Raw genomic sequence first — 18,499 nt, forward strand, 5'->3', positions numbered from 1 at the left:
AAAATTCCTCCTCTACTACTGTGGTCCATTAATATGTCTATCCAGCTTTTCGATCAACGCATCCACATCACACTGATGCACCTGACATGCCTGTTCCAATGTTTCTCTTGGGGACATATGACAGGATACACAATGCATTCCCATTTCCTGAAAACATTCCTGTGCTGTAGGATACGACTGTAGAATTGCCCCGATCAATGAATATTTTGTAATAACCATTCTTTTCCTCCTCTATTGACATCTGCTGACAAAGTAGTATAACATATTTTTCTAGTGACCGCAAAACAGCTGAAGTGCTACGTATTCAAACTTCCCATACCGGAAGTTATTGCAAAACCACATATTGCTTATTATGTCGGCAATAAATAAAATATTTTGCAGCCAATACAGTAAATTGTTCTGTCATCAGAGAACTAAGATAATTGCCGCAGAACGCAACGTTTTTTACGTGATTTCTTATTTTGTTAAGTCTCTGATGAATACATGCCCGAAGGATTGTCTGAGATGTCCCGATTTAGCAAGGTATCATCCATTTTTGGACGGGACGCTTTCGCTACGATGCGCTACGTCACGTTACTTAATGTCTCTGAAATACGAGACATAAGTAACGACGAGCGCAAAGTCCCTTTCAAAAATGATGATTACCTTGCTTACGGGACTTCGAGTTTCCGAAGGGCATGTAGAATAATCATCAGAGACAACAAAATCTAGAAATCACTGTAAAAACAAAATGCGGCAAGGCAATTACTATAGTTCTCTGATGGCAGAAACCGTTCTTTGGCGGCTGCAAAATATCATATAGTTATTGACATAATAAGCAATATGTGGTTGTGGAGGATTTGAGGTATGGGAAGTTTGAGTTACGTACATAATAAACAATATGCGGTATGGCTACAGTTAGGTTGTGTGCAAGGTTTGCATTTAGTAATGCGGATTTGGACTTTTCCGAAAAGGGAAAGTAGAAGGGAAGGTAGAATTATGGTTCGATATAATGAAGATACCGAGGTTGTTGCACGTATCAAGGAAGGCTTAAAGAAAAAGAATGGTTACTGCCCATGTCGTCTGGAAATGACAGAAGATAACAAATGCATGTGCAAAGAATTTCGGGAACAGATTGCGGACCCTGATTTCGAAGGCTATTGCCATTGCATGTTATATTACAAAAGCAAAGATTGATACTGAATACATCACTTAGGGATACTCTGCTCTACGCAAAGTGCCCCATATCCTGCTGCCACATCCGGATAATCTGTGATCCCCGGCAGCGGTTTGGCACCGCGCATCAGATAAGCCTTTCCCTTTTCGCCATACAATTCCACATCATTGCCACGAACAATTCCCCACTCCATTAATAATGCCGCTGCGCCTGTCACGAATGGGGCGGCAATCGACGTACCCGTGCGTCTCGCATATCCCCCACCGGGAGCAGCCGTCAGGATATCTACACCCGGGGCTACAAGTGTCGGTGCAGCCTGCCCGGAAGCTGTAAATCCTCTCCCCGAAAATGGGGCAACTGCCATCGTATCTGTCTGATACGCCCCCACAGAAACAATACGATCTGCTGTTGCAGGAATTGTCAACGTGGTATTCGTGACTGGCATTAAAAATCCGGTCTGACTGCCGCTTGCCTCTATCCCGGACATCCACAAATTACATACTCCCTCTCGAATTTCTCGCGGATACAGAACAATGCTCCATATACCGGCAGGCAGGGTAACTCCCTCCCCGGCAGTCCATTCCATATATATTTCCTGTGAAATCGTATACGGTGTCGGCGTGCCATGTACAATAGATAATGTACTGCCACCACCTAACATATACCGCACACCGGTACCTTCCTCCGGCATCCGGAACCGCTCCCCGGATGGTGAAACCACATATAATTCCAAACGATCGACATAGGATTTCCACAATTGAATCGTAAGTGCTCTCTCTCCTTCTGCTAAAGCAAATTCTACTTCTGTAGAATTATCTGGATTCATTCTTGAGCCATCGAACTCGCCATTTCCGTATATCCGGAAATCCCCCTTGGGCAGCGTCACCTGTGTGTGGTGCCTTGCATTTCCCTCATTACCTGCTGCCACAACGATCATATTTTTCCAAACACCATTCAATTCAGAAATATAATTTTCAAACAAAGACTGACCGTCATGAGGGCCATAATTATTGCCAAAACTTAAGTTGACTGCGATCGGCTGCTGCAGTCTGATCGCCTTACGCAAAACATAATCTAAGCCCTCCATCACTTCTGTCGTTCTCGGAAATCCATCATCCCTTCCGGCCAGTTTTACGATGATCAAATCACTTTCTGTAGCTATGCCGCGATTCCGCCGACTGACAGATCCTCTTCCATTCCCCGCCGCCACACCTGCAACTGCCGTTCCATGTCCCAGGACACGATCATCAACAGCCACGATCTCCCGCCGTCTCTCTTCCGGCATCCGCAATGCTTTATCAAAGTCCTCGGCTGTATATTCTACTCCGATCGAAAATCCTTCCGGGGCGCGCCCTTCCTGCTCCCCGGATTGATCCCAGCAAAATGCAATCCGGCTCGTTCCATCGTCACGAATAAAATCCGGATGGCTATAATCAATTCCTGAATCAATAATACCGACCAGCACACCTTTTCCCTGCAATCCCTCCACATTTTGACCCGGCAATGTCGCCGATGACAGACAGGAAACACTCCTTCCCCGCTCCAGATCAAAATAAAGACGTTTTGGCAGCTCGATATATTCTACCTCAGGAAGGGCGCGTAATGTCTCAAGCTGTCCATCCGGGATCGTAACCACGCCATATTCATTAAATAGTTCTACAGTTGTAGCCCCCGGGATCTCCCGTTCTACGCTTTGCGCCAATGCCCCTTCATAACGTACGATAACAGTCTGCATAACCCATTCCTCCTTTTACCTTACCTTATGTGCGTTGGCATCGCTAGGGACGATCCAAAAACTGCATTGAAACAATATCAGACATCGATATAATGCGTTCATCCGCCAGCACAAGCTGTCGTTCATATTCTTTTATCTTTTTTACGGTGCTCTGTACGGTTACATATTTGCCGCCTTCTTTTCTGTCATCCGGGACAAAATACGTTAGCGAGATCCACGGCTGCTCTGCAAAGCGTTCTAACAGCTCGTGATACCGCTCATTGAGCAGTCTGGTGCTCTCCTCATCCATTTCGTGCCGTCTGTCTGTCAGCCGCGCTGTTTCCTGTATCGCCTCTTCATGTCCGGTCAATGCGGCAAACGGCGAAAACTGTGCAGCACGGTTGTCGACCGACATTGGCAGATGATTGGCAGATACCGGATGCTCTTGATACAAAATATCGCCATATTTTTGCATAACCTGCTCTTCGATCGTCGCTGCAAATTCCTGCGAAAATTCATTTTGTGCTAAAAGGTCAAGCACGATGTCCTCCAATCTGGCGGTTTCGGTCCTTTGCCGTTGCCCCCTCCTCAAAATTCATTCCACGCAATACTGCATTCTTGCCATATTTCTTCTTGATCTTAAGCAATGCTTCCTGCATATTACGTTCTTTTTGTTTGGCTTCTGAGTCCTGCTGCTGTTTGACTTCCTGCGCCTCATAATCCTCAAACAAACTCATCTGTATGCATTCCTGTTTGGGGATATCTGCCTCATCAATTACCTTTGCTGCAACGACCGTAATACGACGAACCAGCAGCTTCGGATCTACGATCCGGTCATACAGACCGCTCACAGCCTCCATGATCTCCCGGGTTGAAGAAGTCTTCTGCGGCAGATTAACAGTGCCATGAGCATGTTTGGGCACTTTGCGTCCATATCGATCTGTTGTCACACTACCGCCGTACTTTATCTTCTGATCACGCAGATTATCAATATCATATCCTATCGTTAATACCATCTGATCGGTCACCAGACGCTTATCTACAAGCTCCAGCACCAGCAGATCCGTCATCTCCCGCACCACTAGCTTTGCCTTGTCAAAATCATACGGTTCCTGCAAAACCTGTCCCGAACTGATACTGTTCGTCGATGGCTTATACGCCTTTACCTGTGCGATCGTACACGGTTCATATCCCCACGCATGATCGATCAACAGCTCTGCATTGACTCCAAACATTTTGTATAATAAATCTTCGTTATAATAGTCTGTCCCCTTGCCTAATGAACACCTCGCAATATCTCCCATCGTATACAGGCCTTCCGCAGCCAGTTTCTTCGCATAACCGGCGCCGACGCGCCAAAAATCCGTGATCGGCTGATGCGACCACAACAACTTACGATACGAGATTTCATCCAGACTGGCGATCCGCACCCCATTCTCATCCGGAATGATATGTTTTGCCAAAATATCCATTGCGATCTTGCACAGATACATATTCGTTCCAATCCCTGCCGTTGCTGTAATCCCGGTGTTCTCCAATACATCTTGGATCATTTGCTGTGCAAGCTGTCTCGGTGTCTTTTGATACGTTTTCAAATAATGTGTTACATCCATAAAAACTTCATCAATGGAATATACATGTATATCTTCCGGGGCTACATATTTTAAATATATCTGATAAATTTTGGTACTGTATTCTAAATAATATGCCATTCGCGGAGGCGCCACAATGTAATCCAGTTCTAATTCCGGTGACTCACGAAGTTCCTCTGCCTGTGCAGATTTCCCGGTAAACTTATGACCCGGTGCCTGCCTTCTGCGCAAGGCATTCACCTCTTTGACGCGCTGCACCACTTCAAATAATCTGGCTCTGCCGGAAATGCCATGTGCTTTTAATGGCGGTGACACCGCAAGACAGATTGTCTTCTCTGTACGGCTCTTGTCAGCCACAACAAGATTGGTAGTCAATGGATTTAGTCCTCTCTCGACACATTCCACAGATGCATAAAAGGACTTAAGATCAATTGCAATATACGTTCGTTTTGCCGCCATACCAAGCACCTCCGTTCCATTTCTCATTCTTGTTTATTGTAGCAGAAATTCCAATAAATGCACACTTTTTTGTCCTGCCACACTTCAATCTTCTGGATCATTTCCTCTAAGAGAATTCTCCGCAGTTCTTCCCTCTCCCACATAGTCCCATCGGTCCCCGGTGCGTGTGATAACGCGTCTGCCTCCGTTCCGACCCCCAAGATCATACGAGCCCACCCGCAAAAATCCGGATCATCTTTATATTCTTTACATAACTGCTCTCCACATAGTTGTAATAGGGTTTGAATATCGATTCGCTCGCTTTCTCCCTCACCGCAATGACGACAGCAAAGCATTTCGGGATGTCTCCGTCTGCGCACTAGAGCCCGTTGACAATGACCGCATTTCGTAATTCCATGGAAGATATGACGTTTCTTTGACGTTGTGGAATACTGACGCCCGGCAACTGCATGAAACAATTCTTCGGATACGATCGGCTCATGTCCGTTTTTACGGACACAATACTGTTCTTTTGGCACAACGACCGTGCGTCGGATCTGGTCAATATGATTTTCATAACGATGCCATACATGACAACCGGTGTAAACCGGATTATGCACAAGATACCATACTCTTGCAGCCTCCATACCTACTATTTTCCCCGCATTTTTGTAAGTCATTCCCTCTGCGATCTGCTCAAATAAAAACCGAAGGACTTTTGCTTCCTCCGGTTGTATTTTTAAGATTCCGTTTACTTTTCGATATCCATATGGCACTTTAGCGGACACATAATCCCCTCTCTCGTTTTTAGCCCAAAGTGCACCTTTTACTTTCCTGGAAATATCATGACAATAATATTCATAAAACAGTTCTCGAAAGGAAATGTCCAGTCCTCCACAAAATCCGGCGGACTTATAGTCATCACTATCATATCCGTCTCCTAATGAAACCAACCGTACCTGATATTCCGGCATTACCTGTTCACGCAGTCTTGCCAATACTAAATATTCTCTGGATAAACGAGAAAAATCCTTGACCACTAGCACTTTCACACGTCCCATCAACACTGCTGCCAACAACCTTTCATATGCGGGCCGTCGTTGTGTCATTCCACTGTACCCCTCGTCTTTATATTCAATTATCGTATATTTATTCGTTGGATTGCATTTATTATCTGTCAAATAACTTTTTTGTGGAACATTTTCCTCTTCCTGTAGAAATTGTTGGTCATGCAGCCAATTTAAGATCATTTTTTTCTGATGCTCAATACTGCCTTCTTTGGAACCGGTTCGATCCTGTTTAGAAATGCGTAAATACATCGCAATCTGTCTGTCTCCTGCATCCAAATTTTCCATCTCTATTCATCCATATACGGCAGCTCGATCATGACGGTTACACTCGTACCATGCTGAATGTCCGTTTCTACATCAATACTGCCCCGCATCATTTTTACTATACTATTCACGATTTTTAATCCTAGACCACATCCCGGAATATGCGCCTTTTTCACACGTTCCGAGCGGCAGAACGGTTCGTACAGATATTCCATAAATTCAGGCTCTATCCCCATTCCGTTATCCTTTACTTCCATAACGTAACAGGATTTCCCATCCTGTGCAGCACGTTCTGTCAGGGTAACAGTGATCATTCCCTGCTCCGGGGTGAATTTCACGCTATTCTCCATCAGATACTGCAATATCTGCTGTATTCTTCCCCTGTCACCAACAACTTTTTTATGTACCAGTCCGTCACTTATGATCTTGACCTGCTGTCGTTTCGCCGTACTTTCCGGCTGTAATTGTGCAGCAACATATTCTATCATTTCTGTCATATCAAACAATTGATCTGCCAATGTTACTTTGCCGAGTTCGATCTGGCTCATATCCAATACTTTGTCCAATATATTCAATAAGTCATCGCCGTAGTCTGCAATCTTTTCCAGATATTGTTCCAGTTTATCCGGTTCCTCCAAATGAATATACATAAGAGATAACATCCCCGCTATTGCATTCATAGGCGTCCTGATTTCGTGGGAAATATTCGCATATAATTCACTTTTGAAACGTTCTGTCAACATCTGCTTGGAAATATCATTGACGATGCAGGCACAGTATCCAAGGCCTGCAGAAAAACATTGCACACGAATATATCTGCCATATTCTTCTGAAATATCCTCTATCTCACTTTTATGATTTTCATACGCTGCATTATAAAATATACGCAGCCACCGCGGATTCATATTTTGAAATAGCATAGGACACTGTTCTTCTATTGTTCGTCCCTCTTCAACACGAACCAGATTCATCAAAGCTTGATTGAAAAATACCGGAGTATATGAGAAAGGCTTTCCACCTTCATCCAGATCAACACGGACAATGCAGAAAGCCTGACTGCTGTTGGCAAAAATATTAATATCAAATTCTTGCACTGAGTGTCCTCCTTTATTGATCCATGTATTAATGATCATCTATTTCATTAGGATACTCTGTGACAAGGATAAAGTCAACAACCCGTTGCAAATAATCCATTTTATTCGACATTTTTCAACGCTTCGTCCATTGGGATCTTCTGTATCTTATGATATTGTGTCGCTGCAACAACTGCATAAGAAACCATGATCATAACAAACATTTTCGGATAAATATCCGGTGAATAATATAAGGTAAGCCAGCCGTTAAATTCCATCATGATTGCTTTATAGATCACGGTCATAAATAACGTTGCTATGGCAAAACCAACCAGAGTACTGAGAGCTACGACCCAGCTGGTCGCTAACAGGTACAGCCTTGCGATCTCCTTATTTTCATAACCGAGAATTTTAACCATCGAAATGGACGTAGTATTCCGTTCCAAGATCAATTTGGTGAGCAGATAGATCAGGAGTACCGCCAACAATACCGCAAACACATTGATCATTTGAAACATAGATCCCATGGAAACATCCAACTGTCTGGATAACTTTGTCATATCGTCAACAGTAATGCAGCTATCCACATATTTTTCGTCAATATCCGTCAATTTGCGATCCGACAAATACCCGGTAAAATATTTACTTTCTTCCGGTGTGGAAAGCTGCGCCAACAGCACTTCCGGATAACTCATCGCAAGCTGCATCATATCCACTTCTTCATCAAACGTATCACGGTACTTGTCAATATCCATAAATACGGACAGACCCGCTGCGTAGGCAACGGTTTCCTTTACACGGAAACGATACTTTTTACCGGAATATTCATCCTGCAATTGTAAGGTGTCTCCCTTTTTCACACCGTATTTTTCTGCAAAACTATCCGAGATCATAACTCCATCTTCGGGCAGTCTATGCTTAAAGTATTTGCTGTTTTGTTCTAATCCCATAATGCTGATCGACTCATCTTTGGAACCTTTATATATCAGAGAGGTCATGCAATATTTTTCTGCCTGATCATCTGAAGTCCGTACGGGCGCTTTCAAAACATATTGATAATCCGCAAGCATTCCGTTTACCACTTCATTTTTGTAATGAGACAATAGTGGAATCATCATCATACCAAACAACAGCAGAAGACTGGCAAATAACATTCCGGCAAACAACGTAATGTAACTGGAACGGTTTTGTGTGATCACGCGAATACGGAAACGGTTAAAAAACGACCACTTCGGCAAACGCATCGCTTTCTTTTTCTTTTTGCGGTCAAGGTCTCGGCGCAGGAAACGCAACGGAGATAATTGCAATTTACTCTGCAGTGACAGCACGTTCACGATCAGCATAATAATCAGCGGAACCACTGTCGTGATAACGAACGCCTTTGCATTCCAAATCGTTACATAAGTCGGCAGACTGTAACTGCCGTAATACATATCTGCTACTATGCCCTTAAAATACGTGTATCCAAGTACATTTCCAAGTGCACAGGCAAGAAACGTGACAGTCATCGGAACCGCTAAGTAATGACGCATCAGTTCTCCTTTGGTGTATCCGGAGGCGCGTAATGTACCGATGACTGCGGACTCCCGTGTGATCGTATGACGGATCGTTACCGAAAAGACGAACGCCATAATAGCGATCAGTATATACAATAACGCGATCATCATTCCCATATCACCACCGATATCATCACTTGCAAAATGAATCGCCTGATTAGCGTATGCCGGTAATGCTAAGGAAATCGTAACACCTGCCTGAAATGTTTTTTCGGCCAACGCATTAATAAAATCTTCCGACTGTTTCTGCTCCTGTTTCTTATCTTTTGGTGCCGTATTATATTTCCAGTCATACTGATAATTTTCATGCTCTTTAGCGAGAGAATCATAGCCTTGCTTCGTCATAACCGCCACACCAAACTTGGTCGCGTCAAACATCATATCACTGTTATCCGAAAAAAGAGCACTATAATCCGACAAGGCAACATAGCCGCTTACTTTCTTTTTACTGTTACCAATGCAGATCGTGTCTCCAACGGCAATATCATTATTATCTGCATACATGCGGTCTACAGCGATCTCAGCCTTACCCTTTGGCATACTTCCCTTCATCACGCAGATAAGATTGACCTTCTCCCGCTCTGCAAACACGCGGATCGATCCGTCACTCTTCCCATCATTATCCGTATCGACAGCTTCTTCCTTATAGAAATCCTTATATATTTTGACATCTTCCTGTTCCAATTTGCGCTGTAAAGATGCTGAGATCTCATCCTTTACAACAAAATGTCCATCTTCAATATTATATTTGTCATAACTTTCGTCACTTGCCTGCAGCATACTGCTGTTTGCCACAAAGTACCCGGATGTGAATCCAATCGTCATTATCATAAACAGGAAAATCACCATATATTTTCCCATTTCTCCTTTAAACTCCCTTGGCAAACGCCTGTTTAATGGATTTTTCATCTCGTCCCACCTCTCTTACCAATCAAGCTCTTCTGCCGGAATCTTTATTTCGTTATGATAATCCTTGCGGATCTGCCCATCTTTAAAACGGATCACACGGTCTGCCATCTGCTTGATTGCATCGTTATGAGTAACCATAATGATCGTATTGCCGTATTTCTGATTGACGTCCTCTAATAATTTGAGGATTTCCTTAGACGTTTTATAATCAAGGGCACCTGTCGGCTCATCACAAAGAAGGATATCCGGGTTTTTCACAATTGCTCGGCCAATTGCCGTTCTCTGCTGCTGACCACCGGAAAGCTGATTTGGCACTTTATGACGATGCTCATACAACCCCAATGTCCTTAAAAGATCATCAATATCTAACGGCGAGTCACTCAAATAAGCTCCCACTTCTATATTTTCCTTGACATTCAGATTCGGGATCAGATTATACATTTGGAACACATAGCCCAAGTGTTTACGCCGATATGATGTCAATACTTTCTCGGACATGTCTGCAGTTCGCTCTCCGTCAATAGCAACATATCCTGCATCCGCATTATCGATCCCGCCTATAATATTGAGCAAAGTGGACTTTCCGGATCCGGAGGGTCCGAGCAGTACACAGATTTCTCCACGCTCTACTTCAAACGAAATCCCTTTTAATACCTCTGTTCGATTTTCTCCCTCGCCAAATCCCTTTCTCAGATCATGAATTTCCAAAAACATATTCGTTTACCATACCTTTCTTCTATACAGCACCAGTCACGCAAAACATCCCTGATATACCGAGATCATATATTGCTTATGACCTCTTCATATTGTTTGACCGGTAAGACTCAAGTCGGTTAGTTTGCACTAACCATACTATAGAATAACGGTTTTCCTAAAAAAAGTACAGACGCTTATTGATATTTTTTCTCAATAAGCGTCTGCTACTTAAAATATATTGTAAAGTAAATTATCCTGCGTTCCAAAAAACTATAGCAATTTTTAGGAGTGCATATCAATGTAGGCAAGGATCTGTTCTACGAAACTCAGTCCCATTCGATAGAACACATACAAAATGGTAAGCGCCAACAGCATCACAAGCACTCGGTACAATACATAGGCTCGGGCGAAGGTTTTCTTTTCTTCCGGCGTCCGCTTACGAACAGCCAGTACAACCATATACCAAAATCCAAAAATCGGAATATGCATCCAGCAAAAAGTCTGAAACCACTGACCGATCCTGCCCCATTTCTGAAGTTTCTCGATCTGTTCTTCCTGTTTATCCGATTCTTGCGCCTGTTCCGTCGTCTTGTCTACAGCTGTCTCCCTATATCCGGTATGCCCTGCAGAAACGACTGTCTCCTTATCTTTTTCCTGTGGTGTCTGTGCTTTTGTGGCTGCATCTGTCTCTTTGTTTCTCTTTGCAAAGAAACCGGTACGACCTTCTTCCTTCTTGGACGTTTCCGGCAACGGATCCGGATCAATAAAGACGAGATCCGCAAAGGATTCTGCATCCATAATATCTGCGACTTCTTGTTCCAACTGATGTTGGATCTGCTTTGTCTGTGACATGGATTCTTTCGCAGGTGTATTTGTCGTCCGCATCTGCTGTATCTGCTGCCCGGACAGAGCCTTTCCGCTACCGTTGGAATTTGCTGTCTGAGCTGTCGCCTGCTGGGCTGTTCTCTGCGGCTGTGCTTTCTGGCCCGCCTGTGATCGTGCGGTTGCTGTCTGAGTTGTCGCTTGCTGCGCTGCTCTCTGTGGCTGTGCTTTCTGGCCCGCCTGTGATCGTGCGGCTGCTGTCTGATCCGGCCGATGTTGTCTCTGTACCCCGGCAAGCTGTTTTGCCGCCGCGCGCAATTCCTGCTCTCTTCTATCTTCTGCCATATATGTCCTCTTTTCTTCCGATTTCCAATTTCTACTGTGCACCAGCCTGAGCCGTTACTGTCGGCATTGGTGTTGCTGTCGCTTGTGGTATACTTGTGGTTCCCGGAGTATGGTGATTATTCTGTGCATCATATTCCGCTTTCGTTGGCAACATATATAATTCGGTACGGTAAGTCTGGTATTTGCTGTTTAAGCTTGCATATTCTGAATATCCCCTGCATGCCTCTACCGCACTCTTGGCTTTTTCTAACAGGGTCACCATGTTGTCCGGCTGATAATCATAGCCACGTAATGCCTTCAATCTTGTATTAGCAAGCGCAACCCTGGTTTTGCGAAGCTGTTTATTTCTTGCATTCTTTGACGCCGTTTTCTTTTCACGGGCCAGTTCTGCATTAGACTCCTTCTGCTGCTCTTCATATGCTTTCACAACATCTTTCCACTTTACAGTCTCGTCTTTCAGCGAATCATATTTGTTCTTCGCACGCGTCGCATATGATTTGCGGATATCATCATCCTCAATTGAAGAGATCATATCGCGAAGCTCCTGATAACTGATTTCTAACGTATAGTAATCTGCCATACTCTGAATTGTCAGCTTTTCAAATGTTTCCAGCTTACGACGAACTTTTTTCTCATAGGATGCCTCTTCCAGGTTGTCCGCATACGCTGCCTTTGCTTTCAGGATCGTTATCGAGAAGAAGTCTCTGCCCGATGTACGCTTCAGATCCGTGCTTTCTGTTCCTTTGATCATATTTCCCTTGCCGTCATACTTTGCAAGACAAATACCCGATGGTGCCGTAAAATCCTGTGGCTTCTTATTTTTATGGATCTGATTCATGAAGTTCTTCCAAATACCTCCCGGAACAGATGCACCATATACGCCCGGCATAGCTCTCGGCGTGTCATAGCCGGCCCATACTACAGTTGTATAATATTTGGTATATCCACAGAACCATACATCTTTGCTGGAGTTGGTCGTTCCGGTCTTACCGGCTGCGATCTGACCATTGTCTAATTTGAGAGAACGTCCGGTACCATACGGCTCATTCAAAACACCTTTCAATACATCTGTCATCATCCAAGCCGCATCTTCAGTATATACCTGTGTCGTATCATTAGAGCTCTTATATACCGTTCCGTCTGATACATGTTCTATTTTTTGAATACAGGTTTTTTCACTATAGCTTCCGTTGTTGGCAAGTGTTGAAAAGCCCTTTGCCATATCGACTACGCGGACACCTTCGGTAAATCCGCCGAGCGATAACGATAAATTGTCATTATCCACATAACTCAAATTATGAAAATGCATTTTATCTAAGAAAGACATACCATATTTCGGTGTGATCTTTTCTAATACCTGCCATGCAATCGTATTGATCGAACGCTGTACCGCCTCACGCAAATGCAGACTGCCACGATAACCGCCGCCGGAATTCTTCGGTCCGTTTTCAATCGGCTGGTCATTTACAACAGTAGATGGTGAATAGGCTCCTGTTTCAAAGGCAGGCGTATAATCGATCAATGGTTTGATCGAACTACCGGACTGTCGTGCTGATAAATAAGCACGGTTATAGGAATCCTTCGTGCCACGGCCACCGACGATCGCCACAACATAATTGGTGGAGTTATCTACACAGACCGCTGCTCCCTGCAGTGCATACTTTGTCTTGTCCGAGTTTTTCTCTTTGCTGTAGGCAAGTCCCTTATCAACAGCTTTTTGCAGCTTTTTCTGCTTTTTCATATCAATTGCCGTATACAGTTTGTATCCACCCTCACGGATGTCGTTGGTCTTCTGGCTGTACAGATTGCTGTATTTCTCGTTGTAACTCTCGTAGTCCTCTTTGTTCTTAAACGTATACTGGAATTTGAAATCTTCCTTTTCCATCAGAGCCAGCGCAGCACAATGGATTGCATAACTTACCACATAACTTTCATTCGTACCGTCTTTGGTCAACTGCTGGATCTTGATCTTCTTTTTGACAGAACTATCATACTGCTTCTGTGTAATCACCTGTTCATCGTACATCTTTTTAAGTACTTCGTTCCGTTTCTTTAATGCCGCTTCCGGTTTATTCACCGGGTCATAGGCAGATGGATTATTGGACAGACCAATCAGAATTGCTGCCTCATACGGCTCGAGATCTGCCGCTGATTTTCCAAAATAATATTCACTCGCTGCCCCTACACCATAACAGCGGTTCCCGTAATAATTACTATTACAGTAAAATTCCATGATCTTGTCTTTGGTGAACTTTTGTTCCACCGTTGGTGCCAGCATAATTTCGATCATTTTACGTGTATAACTCTTTTCCTGTGTCAATAAATTGTTTTTGATCACCTGCTGTGTGATCGTACTACCGCCCTGCTTGATGTCTCCGCCATTTTTGACTAACGCAACGCCGGCACGCATCGTTGCAAGCAGATCCACACCGCCGTGTGTCTTAAAACGCTTATCTTCCACAGCGATATAACCATTATACAAATATGGAGAAATACTTTTGATCTCCGCATATTTATATCTTCCTGCGTTTACAGAACCGACCAGTTTACCATCTTTGTCGTAAACAACGGTATCTTCTTTCATCACGAAGTCATCTTCGCTCATATTGACTAACTTGTCGAATACCGTCTCTCTGGCTTCGGTAAACATCGGCAAAAACTTCACATACAGGCATAATCCCACAATACCCGCAATTACCAATACCGTCGCAAAAATGCCGATGATCGTCCCCGCTATATTGGAAACAACTCCTAAATAACTTCCTAAAGTCTTTCCGATTATGCCCAACACATCGCCGGCTCCACCGATATATTTCTTTAGTTGCTTCATAAATTTCCTTGCCTTTCCAAGTATATTCTTTACTCTGCTGTCTCAGTCTGCAGTATCGTCTTTCCATTCAGATCACAAGACAGTCCATCCTATGCTATCCAAATTTTAGGACAGAGCATGACAAGAAACATTATACTTGCTTTTATGCAATAATTCAAGTTGACACGCTCACTATCGTCATATAAAATAGAACAGAACGCAAACATATGTTTCTATTGAAAGGAATGTAAAAATTATTATGACAACGATGCACCATTTTGGATTTATTGGTTTCGGATTAATTGGCGGCTCCGTAGCACATGCACTGCGCGAACAGTATCCGGACAGTGAACTTATGGCATACAATTACTATATTACCAAACCACACCCGCGCCTCGAATTGGCTGCAATGGATGGGATTTTAGACAAGATCACAACAGATCTCGCTGATTTTGCTGACTGTGACTGTATTTTTCTATGCGCACCTGTCATCAAAAATATCGCCTATTTGGATAAGTTGCTTCCCTATCTTTCCAAAGACTGCCTGCTGACAGACGTTGGCAGTGTCAAAAGCGATATTCTTGCTGCAGTCAGAGAACATGGTCTCTGTGAGCAGTTTGTAGGCGGGCACCCAATGACCGGCTCTGAAAAGACCGGTTATGAACATTCTGAATCTGCATTTTTCCGTGATAAATACTATATTTTAACACCGTTTGCAGAAAGCAGACCGGAATATGTTGCATGGATGAAACAATTCATTCACGACATCGGATCACACTGTATTTTGCTCGACCCGGATTATCACGATGCCGTAGTAGCCGGTATCAGCCACGGTCCACATGTAATATCTGCGGCACTGGTCAATGCGGTTGCTGCCCTTGATGAAGACGGTACCTACGGCACACTGGCGGCAGGAGGATTTCACACAACGACGCGAATCTCTTCCTCTTCCCCGGAAATGTGGCAGAATATCTGTCTGACCAACTCCGACAAAATATGCAGTTTTTTAGATAAATATATAGAAATTTTGACCGCTGCCAAACAACAGATTGCTGACGGCGACAAAGATGGACTAATGCATTTTTTTGAAGCGGCAAAGAATTACCGCGATCATATTCGATTCTAAAGAAAGGCTTGGTGACGAATGAACGTATTAGAAGGATTAAATCCTGAGCAGGAGCAAGCAGTTAAACATTTTAAGGGACCACTTCTGATCTTAGCAGGTGCAGGGTCCGGCAAAACCCGCGTATTGACACACCGTATCGCCTATTTGATCGAGGAATATGGCGTCAACCCTTGGAACATCCTTGCCATTACCTTTACCAATAAAGCTGCCGGAGAAATGCGTGAGCGAGTTGATAATATTGTTACTTCCGGTGCAGAATACATATGGGTCAGCACCTTCCACTCCGCATGTGTGCGCATACTGCGCCGCCATATTGAAGCTCTCGGTTATTCGAGAAGTTTCACGATCTATGACGCAGACGACCAACGGACATTAATGCGGGATATTTTGAAATATCTGCAGTTAGACCCCAAAAAGTTCAAAGAACGTAGTGTACTCGGTGCTATCTCATCTGCCAAAGATGAGATGATCACTCCGGAAGAATATGAACGCCGTGCTGCCGGTGACTATCTCAAAGAAATATATGCCAGAGCTTATCGGGAATACGAAAAACGTCTTCGCGACTCAAATGCATTGGATTTCGATGATCTCATCGTGAAGACTATTCAGCTATTGCAGGATAACCCGGAAATCCTGGACTATTACCAAAACCGTTTCCGCTATATTATGGTCGATGAGTATCAGGATACTAACACAGCTCAATTTGAGCTTGTACGCCTGTTGGCTGACTCTACCGGAGAAGATGGCAGACGCGAGCAGAATCTGTGCGTTGTCGGTGACGATGACCAGTCTATCTACAAATTCCGTGGTGCCAATATATATAATATCCTGAACTTTGAGACCGAATATCCTGACGCTAAAGTGATCAAGCTGGAGAAAAACTATCGAAGCACCCAAAATATTTTGGATGCGGCAAACGCTGTGATCAGTCATAACTCCATGCGTAAGGATAAAGCGCTTTGGACAGACCAGGAAAAAGGTGATCCGATCTATTTTGCGCAATATGGTAATGAATATGAAGAAGCGGAGGCTGTTACCGACGGTATCTCTTACGCTGTACAGACCGGCGAAGCAGACTACAAGGACTTTGCCATTTTGTATCGTACGAATGCACAGTCTCGTGTATTGGAGGAAAAACTGGTGACGGCCAATATCCCATATCGTATTGTCGGTGCGGTAAACTTCTACCAACGCCGTGAGATCAAGGATCTGTTGGCATATTTGCGCACGGTGGAAAACGGTTTAGATGATATTTCCGTAAAACGAATCATCAATGTGCCGAAGCGCGGCATTGGTCTTACGACGATCGACCGGGTAGCCGACTATGCACTCACGCACGAGACCAGTTTTTACGGTGCTTTGCAAAACTACGAATACATTGACGGCATCAAACGCAGCGCCGGCAAGCTGGGCAGTTTTGTCAGTCTGATCGAATCGTTCAAGCGGCATTTAGCATCTCCCGAGTATAGCTTGGAAGATCTGATCCGTGAGATCATCGAAGAAACCGGTTATGTCCGCCTGCTGGAGGAAGAGGATACCGAGGAAGCCAACGGACGTATTGAAAATATCGAAGAGTTCATTAATAAAGTGGTCACTTATGAGGAAAACTGTGAAGAGGAGCCAACGCTCAGCGGATTTTTGGAGGAAGTTGCTCTTGTTGCAGATATTGACACGGTAGACGATGACAACAACATGGTGTTACTTATGACATTACATAGTGCGAAAGGATTGGAATTTCCTTACGTATATCTGGTCGGCATGGAAGATGGTATTTTCCCGGGATATGCTGCTGTCATGGGCGATGACCCGGAGGAAATGGAGGAAGAACGACGCTTATGTTATGTCGGTATTACCCGCGCCAAACAGAAATTATCGCTAAGCTGTGCACGAAGCCGTTTTCGCAATGGTGAGCAGCAATACAACCGTCCATCTTCATTCCTGAATGAAATCCCGCGGTATCTGCTCAAGCAAAATGGAGATGCTTTTCAGGACAGTTCCCGAACTGCTTCCTCTCCTTTTAGCGGCAATTCCTTTACTGAAAGCCGCAGGCAGTCGTATCATCAGGTTCGCATGAACGAACTTCCAAATGTACGCACAAATGCGTCATCTACTTGGGATCCTATGGCAGAACGAAGTGCCAAACAGGCAGTCAGACGCAGTTCCGGAGCTGACCTGTTTGCCGGCAATCCATTGATCCGCAAAGGGATCGGAAGCTCTTCCCAGGCTGGAGATATTTATCGTTCCAAAGGATCCTCTCTGCGGGACAGCTCGATATTTGACAAAGGAAATAGCGGCAAGACCACATCCGGCACACTGTCCTACGGTGAGGGTGACCGCATCAAACACAAAAAATTTGGTGAGGGAACCGTAATTGCTCTCAAGGAAAAAAATGGGGATCACGAAGTGACTGTCGACTTCGATAATGGCTCAACCAGGCGCATGATGGCTTCCTTTGCGAAACTTAAAAAAATATAGATATTGCACGTGTGATGTGTTATACTATTCGTATAACAATTGACCAATCAGGGAAAGGATGTGGCGCTATGTCAAATAAGCTCGAAGAATTAATGAATACAGCAAAGATCAACGAACTTCTCCACAAGAAAGAGTTAGAGGAGAAAAACAAAAACGGCATCATCATTGCACTCGCTATCATAGGCGCAGTTGCAGCAGTTGCAACTATTGCTTATGCTGTTTTCCGCCATCTGGAACGCGATTATCTGGATGACTTTGATGCGGATGATTTTGGTGACAATTTTGATGATGACTTTATTGAGTTCTCAGATACAACACCAGAAGCAGAGGACTAATTTTAACAACTAAGCGTAAAAATTACCGTTAAATCTGCAGTAACCGGATGGCAGAATGTTTTTCTTCCATTGTTTCTGCAGATTTAACTATGTAAAGCACATTTCACCGTAAAGCATAA

The 18,499-nt window shown here is 44.0% G+C and carries 14 protein-coding genes; 4 read left to right on the forward strand and 10 right to left on the reverse strand.

Features of this window, described 5'->3' with window-relative positions; genetic code table 11:
• Positions 1–15: 15 nt before the first annotated feature.
• Entirely contained in the window at positions 16–219 is a 204-nt protein-coding gene (locus tag ACSAJE_RS06145) for a DUF1858 domain-containing protein (protein WP_022024083.1), read from the reverse strand.
• A 759-nt stretch (positions 220–978) separates the two neighbouring features.
• On the opposite strand from ACSAJE_RS06145, the gene ACSAJE_RS06150 reads away from it, so the two are divergent.
• A complete protein-coding gene (locus tag ACSAJE_RS06150) occupies positions 979–1,176 on the forward strand; it encodes a ferredoxin-thioredoxin reductase catalytic domain-containing protein (RefSeq protein ID WP_118690040.1) in 198 nt (65 codons plus the stop codon).
• An 11-nt stretch (positions 1,177–1,187) separates the two neighbouring features.
• Here the strand turns inward: ACSAJE_RS06150 and ACSAJE_RS06155 are convergent, their stop codons facing one another.
• From ACSAJE_RS06155 to ACSAJE_RS06195, 9 genes are all read right to left on the reverse strand, one after another.
• On the reverse strand, positions 1,188–2,891 hold the full coding sequence (locus ACSAJE_RS06155) for a S8 family peptidase (RefSeq protein WP_458009964.1): 1,704 nt from the start codon (positions 2,889–2,891) through the stop codon (positions 1,188–1,190).
• Positions 2,892–2,934: 43 nt separating this feature from the next.
• Entirely contained in the window at positions 2,935–3,411 is a 477-nt protein-coding gene (locus ACSAJE_RS06160) for a hypothetical protein (protein WP_458009965.1), read from the reverse strand.
• A complete protein-coding gene (locus tag ACSAJE_RS06165; protein WP_118508106.1) occupies positions 3,404–4,921 on the reverse strand; it encodes a Y-family DNA polymerase in 1,518 nt (505 codons plus the stop codon). The genes ACSAJE_RS06160 and ACSAJE_RS06165 overlap by 8 nt, the downstream gene beginning before the upstream one ends.
• Before the next feature lie 23 nt (positions 4,922–4,944).
• Entirely contained in the window at positions 4,945–6,255 is a 1,311-nt protein-coding gene (locus ACSAJE_RS06170) for a recombinase family protein (RefSeq protein ID WP_118689890.1), read from the reverse strand.
• A 2-nt stretch (positions 6,256–6,257) separates the two neighbouring features.
• Entirely contained in the window at positions 6,258–7,328 is a 1,071-nt protein-coding gene (locus tag ACSAJE_RS06175; RefSeq protein WP_182448166.1) for a sensor histidine kinase, read from the reverse strand.
• A 101-nt stretch (positions 7,329–7,429) separates the two neighbouring features.
• On the reverse strand, positions 7,430–9,772 hold the full coding sequence (locus tag ACSAJE_RS06180) for an FtsX-like permease family protein (RefSeq protein WP_458009966.1): 2,343 nt from the start codon (positions 9,770–9,772) through the stop codon (positions 7,430–7,432).
• A gap of 15 nt (positions 9,773–9,787) precedes the next feature.
• The gene (locus ACSAJE_RS06185) at positions 9,788–10,486 is read right to left on the reverse strand and encodes an ABC transporter ATP-binding protein (protein WP_022026177.1); all 699 of its coding nucleotides are present in this window, start codon (positions 10,484–10,486) and stop codon (positions 9,788–9,790) included.
• Positions 10,487–10,750: 264 nt separating this feature from the next.
• On the reverse strand, positions 10,751–11,635 hold the full coding sequence (locus ACSAJE_RS06190; protein ID WP_458009967.1) for a hypothetical protein: 885 nt from the start codon (positions 11,633–11,635) through the stop codon (positions 10,751–10,753).
• A 31-nt stretch (positions 11,636–11,666) separates the two neighbouring features.
• Positions 11,667–14,465, reverse strand: coding sequence for a transglycosylase domain-containing protein (locus ACSAJE_RS06195; RefSeq protein ID WP_458009968.1), 2,799 nt, complete (start codon positions 14,463–14,465; stop codon positions 11,667–11,669).
• 238 nt (positions 14,466–14,703) lie between these two features.
• Between ACSAJE_RS06195 and ACSAJE_RS06200 the strand changes: the two genes are divergently transcribed.
• The 3 genes from ACSAJE_RS06200 (at position 14,704) to ACSAJE_RS06210 (ending at position 18,380) form a co-directional block, all read left to right on the forward strand.
• On the forward strand, positions 14,704–15,570 hold the full coding sequence (locus tag ACSAJE_RS06200) for a prephenate dehydrogenase (RefSeq protein ID WP_118507904.1): 867 nt from the start codon (positions 14,704–14,706) through the stop codon (positions 15,568–15,570).
• Between the two features lie 18 nt (positions 15,571–15,588).
• The gene (locus ACSAJE_RS06205) at positions 15,589–18,045 is read left to right on the forward strand and encodes an ATP-dependent helicase (RefSeq protein WP_458009969.1); all 2,457 of its coding nucleotides are present in this window, start codon (positions 15,589–15,591) and stop codon (positions 18,043–18,045) included.
• A gap of 68 nt (positions 18,046–18,113) precedes the next feature.
• Positions 18,114–18,380, forward strand: a complete 267-nt coding sequence (locus ACSAJE_RS06210) for a DUF4366 domain-containing protein (protein WP_458009970.1) — start codon at positions 18,114–18,116, stop codon at positions 18,378–18,380.
• Positions 18,381–18,499 lie beyond the last annotated feature (119 nt).

The sequence above is a fragment of the Jutongia sp. SJQ-6 genome (genome assembly GCF_054161275.1).